Origin of the sequence: Escherichia sp. WS2035, assembly GCF_046487065.1 — a bacterium.
Classification (GTDB): Bacteria; Pseudomonadota; Gammaproteobacteria; order Enterobacterales; family Enterobacteriaceae; genus Escherichia; species Escherichia coli.
Genome location: NZ_JBJQKD010000009.1, coordinates 1 through 22,585 on the forward strand (window position 1 = coordinate 1; position 22,585 = coordinate 22,585).

General features: G+C 52.1%; 25 protein-coding genes. 12 read left to right on the forward strand and 13 right to left on the reverse strand.

Annotation, left to right across the window (positions count from 1 at the left end; genetic code table 11):
* On the forward strand, positions 1-79 hold a 79-nt coding region (locus ACJHX4_RS15545; RefSeq protein WP_322967685.1), incomplete at its 5' end, for an IS3 family transposase.
* 58 nt (positions 80-137) lie between these two features.
* Here ACJHX4_RS15545 and gdhA read toward each other — a convergent pair.
* Complete coding sequence (gene gdhA / locus ACJHX4_RS15550; RefSeq protein ID WP_000373044.1) at positions 138-1,481, reverse strand: NADP-specific glutamate dehydrogenase; 1,344 nt, start codon at positions 1,479-1,481, stop codon at positions 138-140.
* A gap of 235 nt (positions 1,482-1,716) precedes the next feature.
* Here gdhA and ACJHX4_RS15555 point away from each other — a divergent pair, with 235 nt between their 5' ends.
* Positions 1,717-1,989 carry a YnjH family protein gene (locus ACJHX4_RS15555; RefSeq protein WP_000085248.1) on the forward strand — a complete coding sequence of 91 codons (273 nt, stop codon included), beginning with the start codon at positions 1,717-1,719 and terminating at the stop codon, positions 1,987-1,989.
* On the opposite strand, the gene nudG is transcribed toward ACJHX4_RS15555, so the two are convergent.
* Entirely contained in the window at positions 1,955-2,362 is a 408-nt protein-coding gene (gene nudG / locus ACJHX4_RS15560; RefSeq protein ID WP_000781871.1) for a CTP pyrophosphohydrolase, read from the reverse strand. The two genes, ACJHX4_RS15555 and nudG, sit on opposite strands and share 35 nt — an antisense overlap.
* 86 nt (positions 2,363-2,448) lie before the next feature.
* Here nudG and ACJHX4_RS15565 point away from each other — a divergent pair, with 86 nt between their 5' ends.
* Positions 2,449-3,069, forward strand: coding sequence for a CDP-alcohol phosphatidyltransferase family protein (locus ACJHX4_RS15565; RefSeq protein WP_001296118.1), 621 nt, complete (start codon positions 2,449-2,451; stop codon positions 3,067-3,069).
* 8 nt (positions 3,070-3,077) lie between these two features.
* Here ACJHX4_RS15565 and ynjE read toward each other — a convergent pair whose 3' ends face one another.
* From ynjE to xthA, 9 genes are all read right to left on the reverse strand, one after another.
* Positions 3,078-4,385 (reverse strand): thiosulfate sulfurtransferase YnjE, encoded by a 1,308-nt coding sequence (gene ynjE / locus ACJHX4_RS15570; protein WP_001296117.1) that lies wholly within the window; start codon positions 4,383-4,385, stop codon positions 3,078-3,080.
* A 66-nt stretch (positions 4,386-4,451) separates the two neighbouring features.
* Complete coding sequence (locus ACJHX4_RS15575) at positions 4,452-5,105, reverse strand: ATP-binding cassette domain-containing protein (RefSeq protein ID WP_001296116.1); 654 nt, start codon at positions 5,103-5,105, stop codon at positions 4,452-4,454.
* Positions 5,105-6,640 (reverse strand): ABC transporter permease, encoded by a 1,536-nt coding sequence (locus tag ACJHX4_RS15580; RefSeq protein ID WP_000224938.1) that lies wholly within the window; start codon positions 6,638-6,640, stop codon positions 5,105-5,107. Before ACJHX4_RS15580 ends, ACJHX4_RS15575 begins: the two co-directional genes overlap by 1 nt.
* Positions 6,613-7,779 carry an ABC transporter substrate-binding protein gene (locus tag ACJHX4_RS15585; RefSeq protein ID WP_001215365.1) on the reverse strand — a complete coding sequence of 389 codons (1,167 nt, stop codon included), beginning with the start codon at positions 7,777-7,779 and terminating at the stop codon, positions 6,613-6,615. The genes ACJHX4_RS15580 and ACJHX4_RS15585 overlap by 28 nt, the downstream gene beginning before the upstream one ends.
* 9 nt (positions 7,780-7,788) lie before the next feature.
* Complete coding sequence (locus tag ACJHX4_RS15590; protein ID WP_000524076.1) at positions 7,789-8,337, reverse strand: carboxymuconolactone decarboxylase family protein; 549 nt, start codon at positions 8,335-8,337, stop codon at positions 7,789-7,791.
* The gene (locus tag ACJHX4_RS15595) at positions 8,337-9,044 is read right to left on the reverse strand and encodes a TVP38/TMEM64 family protein (protein ID WP_000977153.1); all 708 of its coding nucleotides are present in this window, start codon (positions 9,042-9,044) and stop codon (positions 8,337-8,339) included. Before ACJHX4_RS15595 ends, ACJHX4_RS15590 begins: the two co-directional genes overlap by 1 nt.
* Positions 9,045-9,057: 13 nt before the next feature.
* Complete coding sequence (gene ydjY, locus ACJHX4_RS15600; RefSeq protein WP_000939207.1) at positions 9,058-9,735, reverse strand: lipoprotein YdjY; 678 nt, start codon at positions 9,733-9,735, stop codon at positions 9,058-9,060.
* Between the two features lie 4 nt (positions 9,736-9,739).
* A complete protein-coding gene (locus ACJHX4_RS15605; protein ID WP_001296115.1) occupies positions 9,740-10,450 on the reverse strand; it encodes a TVP38/TMEM64 family protein in 711 nt (236 codons plus the stop codon).
* Between the two features lie 166 nt (positions 10,451-10,616).
* Complete coding sequence (xthA, locus tag ACJHX4_RS15610) at positions 10,617-11,423, reverse strand: exodeoxyribonuclease III (RefSeq protein WP_000673940.1); 807 nt, start codon at positions 11,421-11,423, stop codon at positions 10,617-10,619.
* 445 nt (positions 11,424-11,868) lie between these two features.
* Here xthA and astC point away from each other — a divergent pair, with 445 nt between their 5' ends.
* From astC to ves, 7 genes are all read left to right on the forward strand, one after another.
* Positions 11,869-13,089, forward strand: a complete 1,221-nt coding sequence (gene astC, locus ACJHX4_RS15615) for a succinylornithine/acetylornithine transaminase (protein ID WP_000082031.1) — start codon at positions 11,869-11,871, stop codon at positions 13,087-13,089.
* Complete coding sequence (astA, locus tag ACJHX4_RS15620) at positions 13,086-14,120, forward strand: arginine N-succinyltransferase (protein ID WP_000989435.1); 1,035 nt, start codon at positions 13,086-13,088, stop codon at positions 14,118-14,120. The genes astC and astA overlap by 4 nt, the downstream gene beginning before the upstream one ends.
* Positions 14,117-15,595 (forward strand): succinylglutamate-semialdehyde dehydrogenase, encoded by a 1,479-nt coding sequence (astD, locus tag ACJHX4_RS15625; protein WP_000177311.1) that lies wholly within the window; start codon positions 14,117-14,119, stop codon positions 15,593-15,595. The genes astA and astD overlap by 4 nt, the downstream gene beginning before the upstream one ends.
* Complete coding sequence (astB, locus tag ACJHX4_RS15630) at positions 15,592-16,935, forward strand: N-succinylarginine dihydrolase (protein WP_000994985.1); 1,344 nt, start codon at positions 15,592-15,594, stop codon at positions 16,933-16,935. Before astD ends, astB begins: the two co-directional genes overlap by 4 nt.
* Positions 16,928-17,896 (forward strand): succinylglutamate desuccinylase, encoded by a 969-nt coding sequence (astE, locus tag ACJHX4_RS15635; RefSeq protein WP_000368514.1) that lies wholly within the window; start codon positions 16,928-16,930, stop codon positions 17,894-17,896. Before astB ends, astE begins: the two co-directional genes overlap by 8 nt.
* Positions 17,897-18,225: 329 nt before the next feature.
* Positions 18,226-18,711 carry an ATP-independent periplasmic protein-refolding chaperone Spy gene (gene spy, locus ACJHX4_RS15640; protein WP_001228972.1) on the forward strand — a complete coding sequence of 162 codons (486 nt, stop codon included), beginning with the start codon at positions 18,226-18,228 and terminating at the stop codon, positions 18,709-18,711.
* A gap of 202 nt (positions 18,712-18,913) precedes the next feature.
* The gene (ves, locus tag ACJHX4_RS15645) at positions 18,914-19,489 is read left to right on the forward strand and encodes an environmental stress-induced protein Ves (protein ID WP_000455604.1); all 576 of its coding nucleotides are present in this window, start codon (positions 18,914-18,916) and stop codon (positions 19,487-19,489) included.
* Here the strand turns inward: ves and cho are convergent.
* Positions 19,449-20,336, reverse strand: a complete 888-nt coding sequence (gene cho / locus ACJHX4_RS15650) for an excinuclease Cho (RefSeq protein WP_000252401.1) — start codon at positions 20,334-20,336, stop codon at positions 19,449-19,451. The two genes, ves and cho, sit on opposite strands and share 41 nt — an antisense overlap.
* A 229-nt stretch (positions 20,337-20,565) precedes the next feature.
* On the reverse strand, positions 20,566-21,393 hold the full coding sequence (nadE, locus tag ACJHX4_RS15655; RefSeq protein WP_000175016.1) for an ammonia-dependent NAD(+) synthetase: 828 nt from the start codon (positions 21,391-21,393) through the stop codon (positions 20,566-20,568).
* A 201-nt stretch (positions 21,394-21,594) separates the two neighbouring features.
* Between nadE and osmE the strand changes: the two genes are divergently transcribed.
* On the forward strand, positions 21,595-21,933 hold the full coding sequence (gene osmE / locus ACJHX4_RS15660) for an osmotically-inducible lipoprotein OsmE (protein WP_001039046.1): 339 nt from the start codon (positions 21,595-21,597) through the stop codon (positions 21,931-21,933).
* Positions 21,934-22,231: 298 nt separating this feature from the next.
* A complete protein-coding gene (gene chbB / locus ACJHX4_RS15665; RefSeq protein WP_000412169.1) occupies positions 22,232-22,552 on the forward strand; it encodes a PTS N,N'-diacetylchitobiose transporter subunit IIB in 321 nt (106 codons plus the stop codon).
* Positions 22,553-22,585: the final 33 nt, after the last annotated feature.

Consider the following 22,585-nt stretch of genomic DNA (forward strand, 5'->3'; position numbering starts at 1 on the left):
GAATCAAAAAAGAATAAAACTCAGTCTTGGGGGACTCAGCCCGGTAGAATACCGGACTGAGTATCAAAAAGCCGGTTAACTGAAACTGTCCAGGTTTTGGGGTTCAGTTCATTTGCGCTGTATCCGGCACAATTGTCTTAAATCACGCCCTGGCTTAACATCGCATCCGCAACCTTCACAAAACCGGCAATGTTCGCGCCCTGCACGTAGTTGGTTTGCTCACCTTCACCACCATGCTCAACACAGGCATGGTGGATATCCAGCATGATGTGATGCAAACGTGCGTCAACTTTCTCGGCTTTCCAGCCCAGGCGCGCAGCGTTTTGCGCCATTTCCAGGCCCGATGTTGCTACACCGCCAGCATTAGCCGCTTTACCCGGTGCAAACAGTACGCCTGCCTGCTGGAACAGTTCAGTCGCTTCGATGGTGGTCGGCATATTTGCCCCTTCGGCGACGGCTTTAACGCCATTGGCGATAAGCTGATGCGCGGCGTCAACATCCAGTTCGTTCTGGGTGGCGCAAGGCAGGGCGATATCAACCGGTACAGACCACGGTTGTTGGCCTTCGAGATAGACCAGACCAAATTCTTTGGCGTAATCTGCCACTCGACCATCGCGGCTGGCTTTGATTTCGATAAGGCGCGCCAGTTTCTCTTTCGTGAATCCGCTTTCATCAACTACAGTGCCGCTGGAGTCTGACGCAGTGATCACTCGAGCACCAAATTCCATCGCTTTTTCGATAGCGTACTGGGCGACGTTGCCGGAGCCAGAAACGGAAACGCGCATCCCTTCAAAACCCATACCGTGGCGTTTTAGCATTGCTTCTGTGAAATAAACCAGACCGTAGCCGGTAGCTTCCGGGCGAATAAGACTGCCGCCAAATGAAAGGCCCTTACCGGTGAAGACGCAGGCGGTATTGTTGGAGAGCTTTTTCATCATCCCCGCCATAAAGCCGACTTCACGACCACCAACGCCGATATCACCTGCCGGAACGTCAGTATCCGCGCCCAGGTGGCGATACAGTTCAGTCATCAGCGCCTGGCAGAAACGCATAACTTCGCCTTCGCTTTTCCCTTTCGGATCAAAGTCGCTGCCGCCTTTACCACCACCCATCGGCAGAGTAGTCAGGGCATTTTTAAAGGTTTGCTCGAAGCCGAGGAATTTGAGAATGGAAAGGTTTACTGAAGGGTGGAAGCGCATACCGCCTTTGTACGGACCGATGGCGGAGCTGAATTGCACACGCCATGCACGGTTGACCTGCACCTGGTTGCGATCATCAACCCATACTACGCGAAATTGGATCACGCGCTCCGGTTCAACCAGACGCTCCAGTAATGACATCTGACGATATTTGGGATTTTGTTCAAGAAAAGGCCAGAGTGTGGTCATTACTTCACGAACGGCTTGCGCGAACTCGGTTTGATTCGGGTCGCGCTTTTGGACATGGTTGAGGAATGACTCCAGAGAATATGTCTGATCCATAGATATAAAACCCTTATATATTAATACGATTATGCTTATGTTGTTTATGTCATGTGCTTTTGCAGTTTTCGACTATACCATCAAGAATGTGACGGTAAGCAAGAAAAAAATGACCCAGGAAAGCAAATTAATAACGAGAGTAATCTCATAACCAAATGCGATAACTCAGACGCTAAAGTTTTGCCGCCCGGCTACCGTTATCTGTAGAAGAGACAATAACGTTAAGGAGTTCCCTGTGAGTCGAGCATTGATCGCCGTAGTATTAGCATTTCCATTAATTACACTGGCTAACCCGCATTATCATCCGGACGTGGAGGTAAACGTACCGCCAGAAGTGTTCAGTTCAGGCGGGCAGTCAGCGCAGCCCTGTACTCAGTGCTGCGTTTATCAGGATCAAAATTATTCTGAAGGGGCAGTAATTAAAGCCGAAGGAATACTGCTGCAATGCCAACGGGATGACAAAACCCTAAGCACTAATCCGCTGGTCTGGCGGCGCGTGAAGCCATAAACGCCTCTAATAATGGAATGTCAGCAGGGGCCAGCGGATATCGCAGCGCCTCTTCAGGTGAGCACCAGACCAGCGCCTGATGTTCATGTGCCTGTAACGTCCCGTGGAAGTCGGGTACGTGCCAGGCATGAAGATGGATAATCCGCCCCGAAACTTCTCGCTGATGGCTGGCAACATAGTCACCAACAGTTGCTTCGATGCCCAGTTCTTCGTTTAACTCACGCACCAGCGCCTGCCGCTGGCTTTCATCCGGCTCGATTTTACCACCGGCAAACTCCCATAATCCCGCCTGATCGCTCTGGGCAGGGCGTTGCGCGAGTAAAATTTTGCCATCACGTTCGATGATGGCGGCAACAACTTCAATCATTTTCATAAATTACACACGGGCAGATAAGCGAAAAATGCCATAATATCCGCACTGTTGCTCAATCAGAAAGGCTTTATATTTAAGGAGTGCCTGTGCTAGACCGCCATCTTCATCCCCGGATTAAACCGTTGTTGCATCAGTGCGTGCGGGTTCTTGATAAACCGGGCATTACGCCAGATGGTTTAACATTAGTGGGATTTGCCATCGGCGTGCTGGCACTGCCTTTTCTGGCGCTGGGCTGGTATCTGGCGGCACTAGTCGCCATTTTGTTGAACAGGCTGCTTGATGGTCTGGACGGTGCGCTGGCGCGGCGCAGAGGGCTTACCGACGCGGGCGGCTTTCTCGATATTTCTCTCGATTTTCTTTTTTACGCGCTGGTGCCTTTTGGGTTTATCCTCGCCGCACCGGAGCAAAACGCCCTGGCAGGCGGCTGGCTGCTGTTTGCGTTTATCGGCACGGGCAGCAGTTTTCTCGCTTTTGCTGCGCTGGCGGCGAAACATCAGATTGATAATCCTGGTTATGCGCATAAATCGTTTTATTATCTGGGCGGCTTAACCGAAGGCAGCGAGACGATTTTGCTGTTTGTTCTGAGTTGCCTCTTTCCGGCCTGTTTTCCGTGGTTTGCGTGGGTATTTGGTGCGTTGTGCTGGATGACGACCTTTACGCGGGTGTGGAGTGGGTATCTGACGCTGAAGTCGCTCCAGCGTCAGTAATTGCAATGTTATTTACTGCTGTCCGGGCCGCGTTCACCGGTTGCTACCGGATTTTTTGGATCGCTGCTCCATTCGTACCAGCCACCGTCGTAAACGGAGACGTTATTCCAGCCCATTGCGCGTGCGTACATAAAGGTTTCTGACGCGCGCCAGCCAGTGCCGCAGTAGAATGAAACTTGCTGATCTGGTTTGATATTCCATGCTTTCCACATAGCGGTTATATCATCGGCGCTGCGCATGGTGCCATCCGGGTTATGGAAATCTTCCATATGCGTCGAGTCGCTACCTGCGTGTCCCCAACGTGCTCCGGCTATTTCACCTTTTGGTTTAATATAGCTGTAACCGCTGGTCGTACCGATAAATTCTGGCCACGAACGAATGCTCACCAGCGATGCATCCTGGCGATGCAGCAGTCCACGCGCTTGTTCCATATCAAGCATCAGTTGCGGTTGTGCCGGGATCTTCACGCCGAAATCCGGTTCCGCTTTCACTTTCGGTGGCGTACCGCGCTCAACGGGCAGACCCGCGTCGGACCAGGTTTGCCAGCCTCCGTCCAGCAGGCGCACATCTTTCACGCCGGCATAAAGCATAATTTGCGCCACACGCGCTGCAGCGTATACGTCACGCCCGTACAGAATGACCGTGGTGTCATGGCGAATGCCGTGTTTTGCCAGCATCGCTTTCAGTTGTTCATCAGAAACTTTGTTCCACAGCGGTTCGCTTTCCACTTCGTTGGTGTCGATGTAGTCAGCGCCGGGAATATGGCTGATAAGGTAAAATTTTGGAGCGCCCCAGGCCGCTTCAATGACTTTCCAGTCACCGGCAGGTTTCGCCGTAACCTCTTTACCTTGTTGCAGGTCATGCAGCCACTGCGGATATACCAGCTGTTCAAAGTGCGGCAGTTTTTGCAGACGGGAAGGTTCGCTTAGCGCGTCACTCAGGATGGAGATATGCGTAAAACCTGCTTTTTGCAGTCGCGTTTTGACGGCGTCGACATCTTTGTCATTACCGTACAGTGCCACCGGGGCATCGGCTTTCAGGTTATGTTGCTTGATCCACTCGTTGAGCTGTTCGGTGCTCATTTTGTCGAGCCAGCTAGCAGAGAGGTTTAAGGCGGCAGGTTCATGACCGGAAGGGCCATTTAAGGTTTGTGGCCAGCCGTTATAAAACGCGCTGGGGCGAGTATCTATCGCTTTGCCATTTTGTTGTTGAAGCTGGTCAAGTGTAAGAGGCTTCGCCAGTTCAGCGGCCCACGAAGAAGCGCAAGCCAGCCCTAAAGCCATTGCCAGCGCGGTCATTTGAGAAACACGTTTCATCGAAAATCCCGACATTGTAGTTTTGAGAGCGCCATTCTGAACTGACGCATCGGGAAAAACTTTGCGTTATCGCAGTTTGTTGTAATTTTCTGACCACTGCGCCATATCCAGAACGGGGCTATCAGGAGGAACATCCTGAAGATCGTGCGTCACCTGCACAACAGGGATCGCCATGGCGCGAATTTCGCTGAACACCCAATGGCGAAAATTATCGCGCAGGGCCACATCAAGACGGCTGAATGGCTCATCCAGTAGCAACGCTTTTGGCTGAGCGAGAAGGGCGCGAAGCAGAGCAACGCGCGCTCGCTGACCGCCAGACAAAGTGGCAGGATCCTGATGGAACGCTCCGTCAAGGCCTGAACGCTCAAGTGCATCATTCACGGCATTACGTCGGGCATTCCCCTTAAGTGTCGCCGGTAGCGCCAGCAGTAAATTTTGCCCGACGCTGAACTGGTCAAATAACAGTGCATCCTGGAAAAGAATGCCAATCTGACGCTGTGCGGTGGGTAGCATGTCAATCCGTTGCTCATTAAGCCATAGCTCCCCTGTACAAGAAAACTGTCCGGCCAGCGCACCAATCATCCACGAAAACAGAGTGGATTTCCCGCAGCCGGATGGTCCCATTAACGTGACAATGTCACCTTTATCTACTGTAAAGTTAACGTTTGTCAGCAAGCGGCTTTCTGGTAAACGTAGCGAAACATTTTTCACGCAGAGCATTAGCGGAGTCCTTGTCTGACATAACCTACCCATTTTACGACTAACGCGGTCAGGGCAAAAATAATAAGCGGTAACAGCAGTTGCCATAAAGCCTGGGCGGCGAGAATACCGTTGCTGCCGCCGCTGCTTAATGCCACCGCTTCAGTGGTGAGCGTCGGAAAACGCCCCGCGCCCAGCCACAGCGTCGGCATATACTGCGCAATACTGACTGAAAATCCCACCGCGAAGGCAATCAGCGCAGGGCGCAACATGAGTGGGCATTTTACGTAAAAGAAGATTTTGGCCCGCGACCAGCCCAGTGTTTGCGCAATCAAAATTAACCGTGAATCAATGCGCTGCCAGGCGGGTTGCAGGATAAACAGCATCCACGGCATTACCCACAGCAGATGCCCCCAGACCACCGCCGTCCAGCTTCCATCCAGGTTCAGCCATAGCGCCAGCGTGTACTGGCCCGCCACCAGCGGCAGAGCGGGTAATAAAATGGGCAACCATAGCCACAACTGGCGACGCTGTGGCCCCCATTCCAGCCACAGCAGTAACAAGAGCAAAGCGATGAATGCCGCCACCAGCCCCATTGTCAGGCTGTTGATGAGCGCTTGACTATTGATCGTCGACTGATCCGCGAGGATCGCCAGCAGAACCACACACAGCACACCGGTTAAGGGTAAAAAACTCGCCAGCGTATTGCTTGGCAATAAAGGCGTGGCAGGCTTACGAACGCCATCTACGCGGGGAATAGTACGCCGCCAGCCACGCCATAGCAGATAGCCCAGCAAAACGTAGGCGGCGAGTAACAGCATCAGCAGCAGGCTGGCGAGTGCGCCTTTCGTTTGTTGATCGGCGTCGCCCTGAGTTAACCACTGCCAGCTAATTACCGCCAGCGTCGGGGGATTACCTGGCCCAAGAATAATCGCCACATCCACGACCGACAGCGACCAGGCGACAATCGCCAGCATCGCCATTGCTAACGCAGACGCGACGGAGGGCAACAGCAGCCAGTTCAGGCATTGCCAGCGGCTGTAGCCCAGCGAATCCAGCACAATGAGTTGCTGCAACAGCCGTTTTTCGCTCAATACTGCCGCTAAGATCCACAGCAGAAATGCGCTTTCTTTCACCGCCAGGGTGAGGCCCAGCCCAATACCCAATTTGTCCATTGGCGGAGTGAAATACGGGAAATAGTCATAAAGCAGCCCTCCGTCAGCAAAGAGCAGAAGGGCGCTGGTGGCAAAAGCCACATGGGGAATGGCGAGCAGCCACGGCAGACGGGCGCACATACGCTGCCATTTCGGCCCTGGCCACAACGCCACAATCACCAGCAGGGCAATCAACAACGCCCCGACCGCCGCAATGGTTGTCGACACCAGCGTCGCCAGTAATGCCTGCGGTAACTGTGGATCGGCAAATAACGCCTGCCAGTGCGTCAACGACAAAGCAGGCGATATCAGCGTGAGAGCTGCCGGGATCAGCGGTGCATAAATCACCGCTATCATCGCCCACAGCAAAAAGATTAATGCGTACCGTAACGGTGTAGCCATTCTTGTTCCAGCGCATTTACCCAACCTGCGTGCGGTTCAGCCAGTACCGGCGGCAGATCCTGCGGCATTCTCGATTGCAATGTTTCGCGCTGCCCGTCAGGCAGTTTTTGCGGGTCGAGAACAGAAGGATCGCCCCAGACAGCAGGATCTGCTTTACGCAGTTGCGCATCGGGTGAGAGCAGGAAATTGGCAACTACCTTCGCCGCAGCACTGGCATTCGCGTTGGCAGGAATGGTGACGAAATGGACGTTGCCAATCATCCCCTCGCGAAAACCAAAACTGTAACTGCTTGCAGGCAAATCGCCGCTGGCGATTTTTTGCTGCGCATGCGCGGGGTTAAAGGTCAGCGACAGGCGCAATGTGTTAGCTTTCAGCAGAGCATCCATCCGCGCGGGCGAAGGCGGGAAATCCTTTCCTTCGCGCCACAAATACGGATGCAGTGCATCAAGATATTGCCACAAGGGCGCAGTGACGCGGGCGAAAGTGGCATCGTCCGGCGCTTCTTTTAATGCTGTGGGATCTGGCGTTAGCATAATCAGCAACTGTTCAAGAAACGCCGTGCCGGTAAAGTCCGGTGGGCGCGGATAGGTAACCGTGCCGGGATTGGCTTTAGCAAACTCCAGTAAGGCTTGCGGCGTTTGTGGTGGCTGTAGCGTAACATCGCGGCGGGCGATAAACGTCAGTTGTGCGCCGCCCCAGGGCGATTCAGCCCCTTCTGTAGGCACTGAAAAATCTTCCCGCACCGGAAGCTGTGTGTCGACATAGCGCCAGTTGGGCAGAGTCTCCGCCCAGCCGGTTTGTAATAAATTGGCCTCTTTTAAGGTGCGGAAGTTTTCGCCGTTCACCCAGAGCAGATCCACCGAACCGCCCGTTTTACGTCCGGCAGCAACTTCGGTCTGAATGCGTTTCACCGCGTCTGCGGCATCCGCGAGACGAACAATCTTCAGGTTTATAGCGTAATGGGTTTTCATCTCGCCGCTAACCCAGTCGAGATAGCGGTTAATTGCGGTATCGCCGCCCCAGGCGTTAAACCAGACGGTTTGTCCTTTGGCCTCATTTTTTATTTCCTGCCAGTCACTGGCATGTGTTGCCAAAGAAAACAGCGATAACAATCCCAGCAACCACCCACAATGGCGCATCTTCTCTCCTTAAGAACGTTTTTCAGGAATACGGCACAGCCCCTGAGCGGGAATGTCCATGGCAGAATTAAAACGGGCTGACAGATTTTGCAGGCCTATCAATGCCGTCAGTTCGGTGAGCGCCTGAGCGTCAAAATGCGTAGCCAGTCGGGCGCGCAGAGCATCATCGACCGTTGGCGGCGTTACGCTTGCGGCTTCGGCGTACTCCAGCGCCAGCCGTTCTTCATCGCTAAAGAGCGGGCTTTGCCGCCAGTCAGCCACTGCCAGCAGTTTATCGGTGCTGCCGGTACGCTCGGCGACTTTCATACTGGTGATATCCACGCAAAACTCACACAGGCACATTTGCGCAATGCGCGCGCTGACAAGCGATCGTACTACCGGATCGAGCGGTGAGCGTTTGCGCTCCAGCCAGCCGACAAACATCGACACCAGATAAAAGATAAACGGGATCCGCCCCCACCAGCGAATCGGGCTTAGCACCTCGCCGTAATGGCGACGATGCAGCCACGCCTGCGGACGTAAAATGAAAGGAATTTTGCTAAGCGGCGGTAAACCCATCAGGCATTCCTCTTCTGGCGCTCAAGCCATATTTTCTTCGCCATAAAAATCACCACGGTCAGGGCAAACAGAATAAACAGTCCGGTGACAAACCAGAAAGTACCGCCTGTTAACATGCTGCCCGCCCAGGAATAAACAATAGTCGCCGGTAATTGACCAAGCCCGGTGGCGATAAAAAACGAGCGAAAACGTATTGAAGTCAAACCGGCAGCATAGCTGATTGGATCGAAAGGGACAAAAGGCAATAACCGACATACCAGGATGGTGTGTTTGCCGTAGCGAGTGAAAAAGCCGTCCATACTGTCAAGTACGGTTTTGCCGGTTAATTTTTCCACCACTTCGCGGCCCATCACTCTGGCGATAAAAAAGCACAGCGCCGCGCCGGCCATCGAACTGGTCCACGACAGTAAGCCGCCCCAGAACGCGCCAAACAGCGACGCATTGGCAAAGGTGATCAAAAACGCAGGTAGCGGTGCAGCAATGGCCTGTAAAATCATCAACAAGAACGAGACAACTGCCGCTAGTGCGCCGTAAGACTGAATAAAGCGTTCTATACCCTGTTGGTCCACGGCGGCAAACGCCGCAACGCTGCGATTGATAAACTCATGGACGCCGGGAAGCAGCGCCCATGCCAGCAGCACAGCGAACAACAGGATGATGAGGGTTATACGGTAGTACCAGATTTTACGCGATTGCATCTTCATCATCCTTTATCCTGCTTTATTCGGTGATTTTAAAGGTAACCGTTGCCAGCGTGTTATCCGCCGGGAGAACTGAGGCATTGCCTTTGAATTTCACTTCGCCGCGTTTTTCCACCGCACCATAAGTGTATGTTGCATTGCTGACGATGCCGACCGGGCAGCTATCCAGACACACCAGGCAACCCGTTTTCTTCTCTTCTGCTGCCGTTAAATTACCGCCAAAGCGCATGTCCAGTTTCTTGCCATTACTGTCAACAATCACTTCATCGAAGGAATACGCTTTTGCCGCCCCTTGCCAGTTGACCGAAATATCCAGTTTGCTGCCTGTGACATGAGTCGTTTCTTTATTATCCATTGTCATGTTTTCGCCCGGCGTACCACCTGCCTCTTTCAGGGCTTCATAAAATGCTTTCGGGGTCGCATAACCCATAAACAGCGATTTATGTCCGTTGGAGCCATCTTTAAACACAATACCGTGACGAGTGTCGTCGGTGAGGAAACGACCATTAATTTGCACCAGCATGGTTACCGTATGGTTATTGGCATCGACACGCAGCGGTTGGCTGTTCGAAAGTCCGTCGTATTCCACTTTTGCAGCCGCATTCTCTTTTTGATCGCAGCCGCTAAGCCCAGCAACAGCCAGTAAGCAGAGTGCAGCCAGTCCTTTTTTCCATGACACTGAATAATGTTGCAACATCGTTCTATCCTTCATTTTTTGGGTGAGAAAGTGGGCTGCGGCGAGAAGCAGACAGATCCACATGTTTGTGTCGGGCGTAGAGTTTTGCGAGCTGGACGAGAATAAACAGTGCCAGGCCCGCCAGACAGAGTTGTAAAATAAAGCGCAGCGTAATGCCTTCATTGGCGAGATCGCTTGCCATCACGGTATAAATAACAATACCGGGTAGGGTCGTGAGTGCCGAAATAAGGGTATAAGGCCAGAAGGCGATTGTGGTTAATCCGTAAGCGTAATTTTGAATATTGTAAGGAAACAACGGGATTAAGCGGGTCAGAATAAGAAAATCAATACCGTTACGCGCAATGCCTTTTTCAATGGCCTGAAAGGTATGGCTATGGCCAACGTATTTCAGCAGTAAATCACGTCCCAGCCAGCGCGCCAGAAGGAATGAGCACGAGGAGGCCAGCGTGGCGGCAATTAATGATAGTAGTGTCCCTAAGAGCGGGCCAAAAACTATTCCTCCCGCGATCACCAGTATGCTTCCTGGTAACAGAAAGAGGGTGGCAATGATGAATAACAGAATATAGAGGCTATAGCCGAACAATCCGCTCTGGCGAATGAGTGTCTGTAAGTGGGGTAAATCGGTGAGCAGATCGAATAAACCGAAAGCGTGGATAGCGTAAATGACCAGCGCAAAAATAAGACAGGCAAAAAGAAATTTACGCTCAGCGTTCATCGTGGAGTTTCCTATATCAAACTTGATAATAGAGAAGTGGTCAGACAACTAAAAACGCAGTGACGGTATAACAAAGGACGGCGGGCAACAAATCATTACTGACAGTTTGTTGATTTTTCTCAAGGTTAATTCTCCTGACCCAGTTTGAGCCAGGAGATCAGCTAAATTAGCGGCGGAAGGTCGCCCAGACGGGGGCGTGATCGGACGGTTTTTCCATGCTGCGAATTTCATAGTCGATGCCGGTTTCTACGCAACATTCTGCCAGCGGTTGGCTGGCGAGCAGCAGGTCGATGCGCAGACCGCGATTATCGTCAAAACCTTTTGAGCGGTAATCAAACCATGAGAAACGATCTGCTGTTTGCGGATTCGCATGGCGGAAGGTATCGACCAACCCCCAGCTCATCAGCCTCTCCATCCATTCGCGTTCCTCCGGAAGGAAAGAACATTTTCCGGTACGCAGCCAGCGCTTACGGTTCTCTTCGCCAATGCCAATATCCAGGTCGCCAGGACTGATATTCATATCGCCCATAATCAGCACCGGATTTTCACGCTTGAGTTCGGTTTCCAGGTAGTTTTGCAGATTCTGATAAAACTGCGCCTTTGCCGGGAATTTTATCGGATGGTCGCGGCTTTCACCCTGCGGGAAGTAACCGTTGATCACGGTGATATTGCCCAGCGGCGAGGGGATTTCCGCCATAATAATCCGCCGTTGCGCCTCTTCGTCGTCACCGGGAAAGCCGCGACGCACGGAAATCGGCGTCTCTTTGGTCAGCAGCGCCACGCCATAATGGCCTTTCTGCCCGTGATAAAACACGTTGTAGCCGAGCTTCGCCACCTCTTCGAGCGGAAACATATCGTCATGAACTTTTGTCTCCTGCAGGCCAATCACATCCGGTTGGTGCTTTTCGACGATGGCTTCAAGCTGGTGAGGTCTGGCGCGCAGGCCGTTGATATTAAAAGAGACAAATTTCATAGTCGCTGCCATTTATTCAGATAAAGAGTGCGTGGATGGTAGCAGAATTTCGCTTTGCTTACCGCCTGTTGTTAAGTGATTTGATCGATGGTTGTTAATGATGTCAACGATGGCGCAAAAAATGCCCGCTTTTGGTGCGCGTTGCGTCAGAATGGCGCAGTAATTTCCAGTAAATTTCGTCAATGATCACAATTCCAGAATTATATTTTACTTCTGCATAACATTGCGTTTTTTATTCTTTTTATTCACCCACATCGCAAACGTATTCACTTTATATGCACTTTAAATGCATATGATGTGGTTATAACTGCTTGATTTCCAGTTAGCCTCCGCCGTTTATGCACTTTTATCACTGGCTGGCACGAACCCTGCAATCTACATTTACAGCGCAAACATTACTTATTATTAACATATAAATAACTAATTATTTACTGTAGAGGTCGCTATGTCTCAGCCAATTACGCGTGAAAACTTTGATGAATGGATGATACCTGTTTACGCTCCGGCACCGTTTATACCGGTACGTGGCGAAGGTTCGCGCTTGTGGGAGCAGCAGGGGAAAGAGTATATCGACTTCGCGGGTGGCATTGCGGTGAACGCGCTGGGCCATGCGCATCCGGAACTGCGTGAGGCGCTGAACGAACAGGCGAGTAAGTTCTGGCATACCGGCAACGGTTACACCAACGAGCCGGTACTGCGACTGGCGAAAAAATTGATCGACGCCACGTTTGCCGATCGCGTCTTCTTTTGTAACTCCGGTGCGGAAGCCAACGAAGCGGCGCTAAAACTGGCGCGTAAATTCGCTCACGACCGCTACGGCAGCCATAAGAGCGGCATCGTGGCGTTCAAAAATGCGTTTCATGGTCGCACGCTGTTTACTGTCAGTGCGGGTGGGCAGCCAGCCTATTCACAGGATTTTGCGCCACTGCCGCCGGATATTCGTCATGCTGCATATAACGATATTAACTCTGCCAGTGCGCTGATTGACGACGCCACCTGTGCGGTGATTGTCGAACCCATCCAGGGGGAAGGCGGTGTGGTGCCAGCCAGCAACGCATTTTTACAAGGTCTGCGTGAATTGTGTGACCGCCACAATGCGTTGCTTATCTTTGATGAAGTACAAACCGGTGTCGGGCGCACCGGGGAACTGTATGCCTATATGCACTACGGCGTGACGCCTGATCTGTTAACTACCGCCAAAGCGCTGGGCGGCGGTTTCCCGGTTGGTGCGTTGTTGGCAACCGAAGAGTGCGCCAGCGTGATGACCGTTGGCACTCACGGCACCACCTATGGCGGCAATCCGCTGGCCTCGGCGGTGGCAGGCAAAGTGCTGGATCTCATCAACACGCCAGAGATGCTTAACGGGGTTAAACAGCGTCACGACTGGTTTGTTGAGCGTCTAAATTCCATTAATCACCACTACAGTTTGTTCAGTGAAGTTCGCGGCTTAGGTCTTTTGATTGGCTGTGTACTGAATGCCGATTACGCCGGGCAAGCGAAACAGCTCTCTCAGGAAGCGGCGAAAGCAGGCGTGATGGTGCTGATTGCGGGTGGCAACGTGGTGCGTTTTGCGCCAGCGCTCAATGTCAGCGAAGAAGAGGTGACGACCGGACTGGAGCGCTTTGCAGCTGCTTGCGAACACTTTGTTAGCCGAGGTTCATCATGATGGTCATTCGTCCCGTTGAGCGCTCAGATGTCTCGGCGCTGATGCAGCTTGCCAGCAAAACGGGCGGCGGCCTGACGTCGCTTCCCGCCAATGAAGCCACGCTTTCGGTGCGTATTGAAAGGGCAATCAAAACCTGGCAAGGCGAACTGCCCAAAAGTGAGCAGGGTTATGTGTTTGTACTGGAAGATAGCGAGTCAGGCACTGTGGCGGGGATTTGCGCCATTGAGGTGGCGGTTGGGCTGAACGATCCCTGGTACAACTATCGCGTCGGCACGCTGGTTCACGCTTCGAAAGAGCTGAATGTCTATAACGCATTGCCGACGCTGTTTCTCAGTAACGATCACACCGGCAGCAGCGAGCTGTGCACGCTGTTTCTCGACCCGGAGTGGCGCAAAGAGGGCAACGGCTATTTGCTGTCGAAATCGCGCTTTATGTTTATGGCGGCTTTTCGCGACAAGTTTAATGACAAAGTGGTCGCCGAAATGCGCGGGGTGATTGACGAACACGGCTATTCACCGTTCTGGCAAAGCCTCGGTAAACGCTTCTTTTCGATGGATTTTAGCCGCGCTGATTTTCTCTGCGGCACCGGGCAAAAGGCATTTATTGCAGAACTGATGCCGAAACATCCGATCTATACGCACTTTTTATCCCAGGAAGCACAGGACGTCATCGGTCAGGTACATCCGCAAACCGCACCTGCCCGTGCGGTGCTGGAGAAAGAAGGTTTTCGCTACCGTAACTATATCGACATCTTTGACGGCGGGCCGACACTTGAGTGTGATATCGACCGCGTGCGCGCCATCCGTAAAAGTCGGCTGGTGGAAGTGGCCGAAGGGCAGCCTGCGCAGGGCGATTTTCCGGCCTGCCTGGTCGCCAATGAAAATTATCACCATTTCCGCGTGGTGCTGGTGCGTACCGATCCAGCGACCGAGCGTTTGATTTTAACCGCCGCACAACTGGATGCCCTCAAATGCCACGCAGGGGATCGCGTTCGTCTGGTGCGCCTGTGCGCAGAGGAGAAAACAGCATGACTTTATGGATTAACGGTGACTGGGTAACGGGCCAGGGCGCATTGCGTGTGAAGCGTAATCCGGTATCGGGCGAGGTGTTATGGCAGGGCAATGATGCCGATGCTGCTCAGGTCGAGCAGGCTTGTCGGGCTGCCCGAGCGGCGTTTCCGCGCTGGGCGAGGCTCTCATTTAGCGATCGTCAGGTAAGAGTTGAACGCTTTGCCGGATTGCTGGAAAGCAATAAAGCTGAATTAACCGCGATTATTGCCAGAGAAACCGGCAAGCCGCGCTGGGAAGCGGCAACCGAAGTGACGGCGATGATCAATAAAATCGCGATATCAATTAAGGCGTATCACGTTCGTACCGGTGAGCAGCGTAGCGAAATGCCGGACGGCGCGGCGAGCTTGCGCCATCGTCCGCACGGCGTACTGGCAGTGTTTGGACCGTATAATTTCCCTGGTCATCTGCCGAACGGACATATTGTTCCGGCATTGCTGGCAGGTAACACCATTATTTTTAAACCCAGCGAACTGACACCGTGGAGTGGCGAAGCGGTAATGCGTTTATGGCAGCAGGCTGGCTTGCTGCCGGGCGTGCTGAACCTGGTGCAGGGCGGGCGTGAAACGGGTCAGGCGCTGAGTGCGCTGGAGGATCTCGACGGTTTGCTGTTTACCGGCAGCGCCAATACCGGCTACCAGCTGCATCGCCAGCTTTCCGGTCAGCCGGAGAAAATTCTCGCCCTTGAGATGGGCGGTAATAACCCGCTAATTATCGATGAGGTGGCGGATATCGATGCCGCTGTCCATCTGACCATTCAGTCGGCGTTTGTCACTGCCGGGCAACGCTGCACCTGCGCCCGCCGTTTATTGCTGAAAAGTGGAACGCAGGGCGATGCATTTCTTGCTCGCCTGGTTGCCGTCAGCCAGCGGTTAACGCCGGGCACTTGGGATGACGAACCGCAGCCGTTTATTGGCGGGCTGATTTCTGAGCAGGCCGCACAGCAGGTGGTTACTGCCTGGCAGGAACTGGAGGCGATGGGCGGACGGCCCCTGCTTGCGCCGCGCTTATTACAAGCAGGGACATCGTTGCTGACGCCGGGGATCATTGAAATGACAGGCGTTACTGGCGTGCCGGATGAAGAAGTGTTTGGGCCGTTATTGCGCGTCTGGCGTTATGACAATTTCGATGAAGCGATTCGAATGGCGAATAACACTCGCTTCGGCCTCTCTTGCGGTCTGGTTTCCCCCGAGCGGGAAAAATTCGATCAACTGTTGCTGGAGGCACGGGCGGGGATTGTTAACTGGAACAAACCGCTTACCGGTGCTGCCAGTACCGCGCCATTCGGCGGCATTGGCGCTTCCGGCAATCATCGCCCCAGCGCCTGGTATGCCGCAGATTATTGTGCCTGGCCGATGGCAAGTCTGGAGTCGGACTCGTTAACGTTGCCCGCAACGCTTAACCCCGGGCTGGATTTTTCCGATGAGGTGGTGCGATGAACGCCTGGGAAGTCAATTTCGACGGGCTGGTAGGGCTGACGCACCATTACGCGGGCCTGTCGTTTGGTAATGAAGCCTCTACCCGTCACCGTTTTCAGGTGTCTAACCCGCGACTGGCGGCAAAACAGGGCTTACTGAAAATGAAAAAACTTGCCGATGCGGGATTCCCCCAGGCCGTGATCCCGCCGCACGAGCGTCCGTTTATTCCGGTGCTGCGTCAGTTGGGATTCAGTGGTAGCGATGAGCAGGTACTGGAAAAAGTTGCACGCCAGGCACCGCACTGGCTTTCCAGCGTCAGTTCCGCTTCGCCAATGTGGGTAGCCAATGCGGCAACGATCGCGCCATCCGCCGATACGCTGGATGGCAAAGTGCATCTCACTGTTGCTAACCTGAACAATAAATTTCACCGTTCGCTGGAAGCCCCCGTCACCGAATCGCTGTTAAAAGCGATTTTTAACGACGAAAAGAAATTTAGCGTCCATTCGGCGTTGCCGCAGGTAGCCTTGCTCGGTGATGAGGGGGCGGCAAACCACAATCGTCTCGGCGGTCATTACGGTGAACCGGGTATGCAACTTTTTGTCTACGGGCGAGAAGAGGGCAATGATACCCGGCCTTCCCGTTATCCGGCGCGGCAGACCCGTGAAGCCAGCGAGGCGGTGGCAAGGTTGAATCAGGTGAATCCCCAACAGGTGATTTTCGCCCAGCAAAACCCGGACGTTATCGACCAGGGCGTTTTTCATAATGACGTGATTGCCGTGAGTAACCGCCAGGTGCTGTTTTGCCATCAACAGGCGTTCGCTCGCCAGTCACAGTTACTGGCAAATCTGCGTGCACGGGTCAGTGGTTTTATGGCAATAGAGGTGCCCACGGCGCAGGTTTCCGTGTCAGATGCGGTGTCTACTTATCTGTTTAACAGCCAACTGCTGAGCCGCGATGATGGTTCCATGATGTTGGTGCTGCCTCAGGAATGTCGGGAACATGCTGGAGTATGGTGTTATCTCAATGAATTGCTTGCTGCCGATAACCCAATAAGCTCACTAAAAGTTTTTGATTTACGTGAAAGCATGGCGAATGGCGGTGGCCCGGCGTGCCTGCGGCTGCGCGTGGTGTTGACAGAAGAAGAACGCCGGGCGGTGAATCCGGCGGTGATGATGAACGATACGCTGTTTAATGCGCTCAATGACTGGGTGGATCGTTACTACCGCGATCGTCTTACTGCGGCGGATCTTGCCGATCCACAATTGCTGCGCGAAGGACGGGAAGCGCTGGATACACTGACTCAATTATTGGATCTTGGTTCGGTTTATCCATTCCAGCGCGAGGGAGGGGGAAATGGATAATTTTCTTGCTCTGACCTTAACGGGTAAAAAACCGGTTATCACCGAGCGAGAAATCAACGGCGTTCGCTGGCGCTGGCTGGGCGATGGCGTGCTGGAACTGACGCCATTAACGCCACCGCAAGGCGCACTGGTGATTTCAGCGGGAATACACGGTAATGAGACGGCACCTGTGGAAATGCTGGATGCGTTGCTTGGCGCGATATCTCACGGCGAGATCCCGTTACGTTGGCGGTTGCTGGTGATCCTCGGGAATCCTCCTGCGCTGAAGCAAGGGAAACGTTATTGCCATAGCGATATGAACCGAATGTTTGGCGGTCGTTGGCAGCTATTTGCTGAAAGCGGGGAAACCTGTCGGGCGCGCGAACTGGAACAGTGCCTGGAAGATTTTTATGACCAGGGCAAAGAATCTGTGCGCTGGCACCTTGATCTCCATACCGCAATTCGTGGCTCCTTGCATCCGCGGTTCGGTGTATTACCGCAACGCGACATTCCCTGGGACGAGAAATTTCTGACGTGGCTGGGTGCGGCGGGTCTGGAGGCACTGGTGTTCCATCAGGAGCCTGGTGGTACGTTTACCCATTTCAGCGCCAGACATTTTGGCGCGCTGGCCTGTACGCTGGAACTCGGCAAAGCGTTGCCCTTTGGACAAAACGATCTTCGCCAGTTTGCAGTAACTGCCAGCGCAATTGCTGCGCTGCTATCTGGTGAGAGTGTCGGTATCGTGAGAACACCGCCGCTCCGTTATCGGGTGGTTTCGCAAATTACTCGCCACTCGCCGTCCTTCGAAATGCATATGGCAAATGACACGCTGAATTTTATGCCGTTTGAGAAAGGAACATTGCTGGCGCAGGACGGGGAGGAACGTTTTACCGTAACCCATGATGTAGAGTATGTGTTATTCCCTAATCCGTTGGTAGCGTTGGGATTACGTGCGGGATTAATGCTCGAAAAAATAAGCTAATACTTACCCGCAGAAATCATTCTGCGGGTATTAAGTTGCTTTCTTATAAATTAATACAGATTAATCCTGGTTATTTGCTTTATTTATCACCAGTCATCCGGTATAGTTCTTCATAATCTCTGCAAAATCATCGTGTTGTAATATTCTCTCATCACTCTCCATCAAATTTTCTTTTTTTCTCCATAATTGGCGCAAAAGTGTTTTTTACACTTTCATTGTTTTACCGTTGCTCTGATTAATTGACGCTAAAGTCAGTAAAGTTAATCTCGTCAACACGGCACGCTACTTAAGAAAGCCGTAATAAATAACTGAAAGGAAGGATATAGAATATGCGTAAATTAACTGCACTGTTTGTTGCCTCTACCCTGGCTCTTGGCGCGGCTAACCTGGCCCATGCCGCAGACACCACTACTGCAGCACCGGCTGACGCGAAGCCGATGATGCACCATAAAGGCAAGTTCGGTCCGCATGAGGACATGATGTTCAAAGACCTGAACCTGACCGACGCGCAGAAACAGCAGATCCGCGAAATCATGAAAGGCCAGCGTGACCAGATGAAACGTCCGCCACTGGAAGAACGCCGCGCAATGCATGACATCATTGCCAGCGATACCTTCGATAAAGCAAAAGCTGAAGCGCAGATCGCAAAAATGGAAGAACAGCGCAAAGCTAACATGCTGGCGCACATGGAAACCCAGAACAAGATTTACAACATCCTGACGCCGGAACAGAAAAAGCAATTTAATGCTAATTTTGAGAAGCGTCTGACAGAACGTCCAGCGGCAAAAGGTAAAATGCCTGCAACTGCTGAATAATCTTTCAGCCAAAAAACGTAAGACCGCCGGTCTTGTCCACTACCTTGCAGTAATGCGGTGGACAGGATCGGCGGTTTTCTTTTCTCTTCTCAAACAGATGCAAAAAAAGCCTGATCGCCACTAACGTAAATCACCCGAGTTGCCGATAACCATCCACGGTTACCTGAACGATAACAATGAAAAGAACGGGCCGGGAGCGGGTATGGAATACTTTGATATGCGTAAAATGTCGGTGAATCTGTGGCGAAACGCTGCCGGTGAAACGCGCGAAATTTGCACTTTCCCACCGGCAAAACGTGATTTTTACTGGCGTGCCAGCATTACATCCATCGCGGCGAATGGGGAGTTTTCTTTGTTTCCCGGTATGGAAAGGATAGTGACGTTGCTGGAAGGCGGCGAGATGTTCCTTGAAAGCGCAGACCGCTTTAACCATACCTTAAAACCGTTACAACCTTTTTCCTTTGCAGCGGATCTGGTGGTAAAAGCGAAACTGACGGCAGGGCAGATGTCGATGGATTTCAACATCATGACACGCCTGGATGTCTGTAAGGCGAAAGTCAGAATTGCCGAACGTACGTTTACCACCTTTGGTTCACGCGGCGGGGTGGTGTTTGTAATAAACGGGGCGTGGCAATTGGGCGACAAACTGCTCACTACCGACCAGGGCGCGTGCTGGTTCGATGGCAGGCACACCCTGCGGCTTTTGCAACCGCAAGGTAAACTGTTGTTCAGTGAAATCAACTGGCTTGCTGGTCATTCACCGGATCAAGTTCAGTAATTTCATAGTTACCGGAAAGCAGCGGCTTACAAAGAATTTTATAACCGTCGTGATCAAACCCGGCGGGTGCCCGAATTAACGTTGTCGCTTCTTTCAGCGAATTAACCGCCCCCAGCCACAGCCAGTTTTGAATAATATGATATTGAGTCATTTCCGGGTGCTGTTCTTTCAATGCCACCGCGCCTTGCCAAGGCCAACACACCACCCGCAAACGCTCCAGAGCCTGGCGCAAGCGTAGCGCATGTTCCTCATGGCTCTCTTTACCGCAACACGCCCCGGCGCAACGTTTTAATGCAGAACGAAAACATGCACGACCGCGGCTTAACGGTTCCAGTCCCAACAGGCCATAACAAAGTTTTTGTTCATCGGCGATGGTCTGCAATGCTTGCAAAGCTGCGCGCCTATTGGCAAACAGGCCAAACAGGTTGGAGGCTCGTGAAAAATCCACCTCTTTGGCATACACCACATCAACACGCTTTTCATTTAATTGCAGGGCGCAGAGCTGGCGATTGCGGCGCAAGCGTTTATTAAACAGCGGCTGCTGCTCTTTGATTAATCGCGCTTCAAGGAGTAGAGCGCCGATTTCACCGGCGGTACATATCCAGCTGATGCGTCGGGATTGTCGCAGCATGGCGGCTTCATCCGGGGTGCGTAAATGAGAAAGCACCCGACTGCGGATATTAACGCTTTTGCCGATATAGAGCGGCATGGTGTCACTTTCGCCATGAAACAGATACACCCCTGGTCGGGTGGGTAAGTCATTAAGGAATGAACGTAAATGTTCGGGATATTCATAAATTGCCGCAGCTTCAAATTCGAGCCGCGGAGAAGTTAAACGCCGTACCACTGTTGACTCCGAATGCTGGTTATCTATCCAGTGTAACAGGCGGGGAGCGATTAAAAAAGAGGCGGGTTGATGACAAAGGTTACACCGTCTGACGTGCTACGCCTGTCAGGCCTATTCGACTCCTGCAATGTATTGAATTTGCATAGTTTTGTAGGTCGAGTAAGGCGTTCACGCCGCATCCGGCGTGAACAAATTACTCTTTTTCGCACAATCCAATAGGTGCAAATTATTACTTTTTCCAGAAATCATCGAAAACGGTAATTGGCGGACGGCGTTTATGTTCGGTTTTCAGATACCAGTTCTCTATTGTTCTGGCGACCTGTTCAGGTACGTTTTTCCCTTCCAGATAGTCGTCGATATTGTCATAGGTCACGCCGAGTGCCACTTCATCTGGTAGAGAAGGGCGATCATCTTCAAGATCGGCCGTTGGCGCTTTCTTATAAAGGTGTTCCGGGCAACCTAATGCCGCCAGTAACTGTTTACCCTGACGTTTGTTGAGACGATACAGCGGATTAATGTCCGTACCGCCGTCACCATATTTAGTGAAGAATCCGGTAATAGCTTCTGCTGCATGATCGGTGCCCACCACGACACCACTGGTCATACCCGCAATGCTATATTGTGCTTTCATCCGCTCACGCGCTTTTTCATTGCCACGGACAAAATCGCTCAGTTCAATGCCCGCTTCGCGCAGCGCCTGTTCGCTGGCGAGTACCGCGCCCTTGATATTAACGGTTAATACGCGATCCGGTTGAATAAAGGCAATGGCATCCTGGCAATCTTGTTCGTCAGCCTGGACACCATAGGGCAGGCGTATGGCAATAAATTGCAGTGATTCGTTGCCGGTTTCCTGGCGCAGCTCATTAATCGCCATCTGGCACAGCTTACCGGCAAGCGTGGAGTCCTGACCGCCGCTGATCCCGAGCACCAGTGATTTAATGAACGGATAAGTTTGCAGGTAGCTTTTCAGAAAATCGATACTACGACGAATTTCCTCTTCAGCATTAATCTGCGGTTTTGCGCCCAGCGCCTTTATTATTTGTTGTTGCAATGTCATTGAACCCCTCCAGACAGAAAAGACAAAACTTCCTTAAAGCTAACCCGTTGCTACTGAAACGACAAGCGACAGCGGGCTGAATGGTGGTTAAAACGTCATACAGGAATCCTCTGAAAGCGGAGCCGTTTCGTTCACGGGCTTGAAAAAGCGCCCAATGTATTCCAGGCTTATCTAACACGCTGATAAACAAGAGGACGGAATATGAACAAGAATATGGCAGGAATTCTGAGTGCAGCGGCGGTATTAACCATGCTGGCGGGTTGTACGGCTTATGATCGTACCAAAGACCAGTTTGTACAGCCTGTGGTGAAAGACGTCAAAAAAGGCATGAGCCGGGCGCAGGTTGCACAAATTGCGGGTAAACCTTCGTCTGAAGTGAGCATGATCCATGCTCGTGGTACTTGCCAGACCTACATCCTGGGTCAACGTGATGGTAAAGCAGAAACCTACTTTGTCGCGTTAGATGATACCGGACATGTCATCAACTCCGGTTATCAGACCTGTGCTGAATACGACACTGATCCGCAGGCTACGAAGTAATCACTTCGCCTGAAAGCTTGAGTAACAACGGAAACCGGCCATTGCGCCGGTTTTTTTTGGCCTGTGTTCTTAATTATCTTCGCGAATTATTTGCCCGAAATGTGAAGAGGGTCATAACCACAGGTCAAGGAGAGACAATTTATCAGGTCAAAGAAATACTATTGCTCAGGCCTATACCGTATACTCCTTTCAGCCACAAAAAAAGTCATGTTGGTTTCGCAAGTTACCCAGAGCATGGAAGCAGGTTAAGGCTTGCGGAGTGTCTGGCTGACAGATAATCGTCGATGAGGGCAGTTTTATGGAAAAGAAACACATTTATCTGTTTTGTTCTGCGGGCATGTCTACCTCTTTACTGGTATCAAAAATGCGCGCACAGGCAGAAAAATATGAAGTTCCGGTCATTATTGAAGCATTTCCGGAAACACTGGCTGGTGAAAAAGGTCAGAATGCCGATGTCGTGTTATTAGGGCCGCAGATTGCTTATATGTTGCCCGAAATCCAGCGTTTGTTACCCAACAAACCGGTTGAAGTAATTGACTCGCTGCTTTATGGCAAAGTCGATGGTTTAGGCGTGCTTAAGGCTGCGGTTGCAGCGATTAAAAAAGCCGCAGCAAATTAATTTATTTTAAATTTTCCCGTCAAAGAGTTATTT

Bases quoted from the DNA above. Each gene is read 5' to 3' on its own strand.
- gdhA (WP_000373044.1), bottom strand. From the start codon at position 1,481: ATGGATCAGACATATTCTCTGGAGTCATTCCTCAACCATGTCCAAAAG.
- nudG (WP_000781871.1), bottom strand. From the start codon at position 2,362: ATGAAAATGATTGAAGTTGTTGCCGCCATCATCGAACGTGATGGCAAA.
- ynjE (WP_001296117.1), bottom strand. From the start codon at position 4,385: ATGAAACGTGTTTCTCAAATGACCGCGCTGGCAATGGCTTTAGGGCTG.
- ACJHX4_RS15575 (WP_001296116.1), bottom strand. From the start codon at position 5,105: ATGCTCTGCGTGAAAAATGTTTCGCTACGTTTACCAGAAAGCCGCTTG.
- ACJHX4_RS15580 (WP_000224938.1), bottom strand. From the start codon at position 6,640: ATGGCTACACCGTTACGGTACGCATTAATCTTTTTGCTGTGGGCGATG.
- ACJHX4_RS15585 (WP_001215365.1), bottom strand. From the start codon at position 7,779: ATGCGCCATTGTGGGTGGTTGCTGGGATTGTTATCGCTGTTTTCTTTG.
- ACJHX4_RS15590 (WP_000524076.1), bottom strand. From the start codon at position 8,337: ATGGGTTTACCGCCGCTTAGCAAAATTCCTTTCATTTTACGTCCGCAG.
- ACJHX4_RS15595 (WP_000977153.1), bottom strand. From the start codon at position 9,044: ATGATGAAGATGCAATCGCGTAAAATCTGGTACTACCGTATAACCCTC.
- ydjY (WP_000939207.1), bottom strand. From the start codon at position 9,735: ATGTTGCAACATTATTCAGTGTCATGGAAAAAAGGACTGGCTGCACTC.
- ACJHX4_RS15605 (WP_001296115.1), bottom strand. From the start codon at position 10,450: ATGAACGCTGAGCGTAAATTTCTTTTTGCCTGTCTTATTTTTGCGCTG.
- xthA (WP_000673940.1), bottom strand. From the start codon at position 11,423: ATGAAATTTGTCTCTTTTAATATCAACGGCCTGCGCGCCAGACCTCAC.
- astC (WP_000082031.1), top strand. From the start codon at position 11,869: ATGTCTCAGCCAATTACGCGTGAAAACTTTGATGAATGGATGATACCT.
- astA (WP_000989435.1), top strand. From the start codon at position 13,086: ATGATGGTCATTCGTCCCGTTGAGCGCTCAGATGTCTCGGCGCTGATG.
- astD (WP_000177311.1), top strand. From the start codon at position 14,117: ATGACTTTATGGATTAACGGTGACTGGGTAACGGGCCAGGGCGCATTG.
- astB (WP_000994985.1), top strand. From the start codon at position 15,592: ATGAACGCCTGGGAAGTCAATTTCGACGGGCTGGTAGGGCTGACGCAC.
- astE (WP_000368514.1), top strand. From the start codon at position 16,928: ATGGATAATTTTCTTGCTCTGACCTTAACGGGTAAAAAACCGGTTATC.
- spy (WP_001228972.1), top strand. From the start codon at position 18,226: ATGCGTAAATTAACTGCACTGTTTGTTGCCTCTACCCTGGCTCTTGGC.
- ves (WP_000455604.1), top strand. From the start codon at position 18,914: ATGGAATACTTTGATATGCGTAAAATGTCGGTGAATCTGTGGCGAAAC.
- nadE (WP_000175016.1), bottom strand. From the start codon at position 21,393: ATGACATTGCAACAACAAATAATAAAGGCGCTGGGCGCAAAACCGCAG.
- osmE (WP_001039046.1), top strand. From the start codon at position 21,595: ATGAACAAGAATATGGCAGGAATTCTGAGTGCAGCGGCGGTATTAACC.
- chbB (WP_000412169.1), top strand. From the start codon at position 22,232: ATGGAAAAGAAACACATTTATCTGTTTTGTTCTGCGGGCATGTCTACC.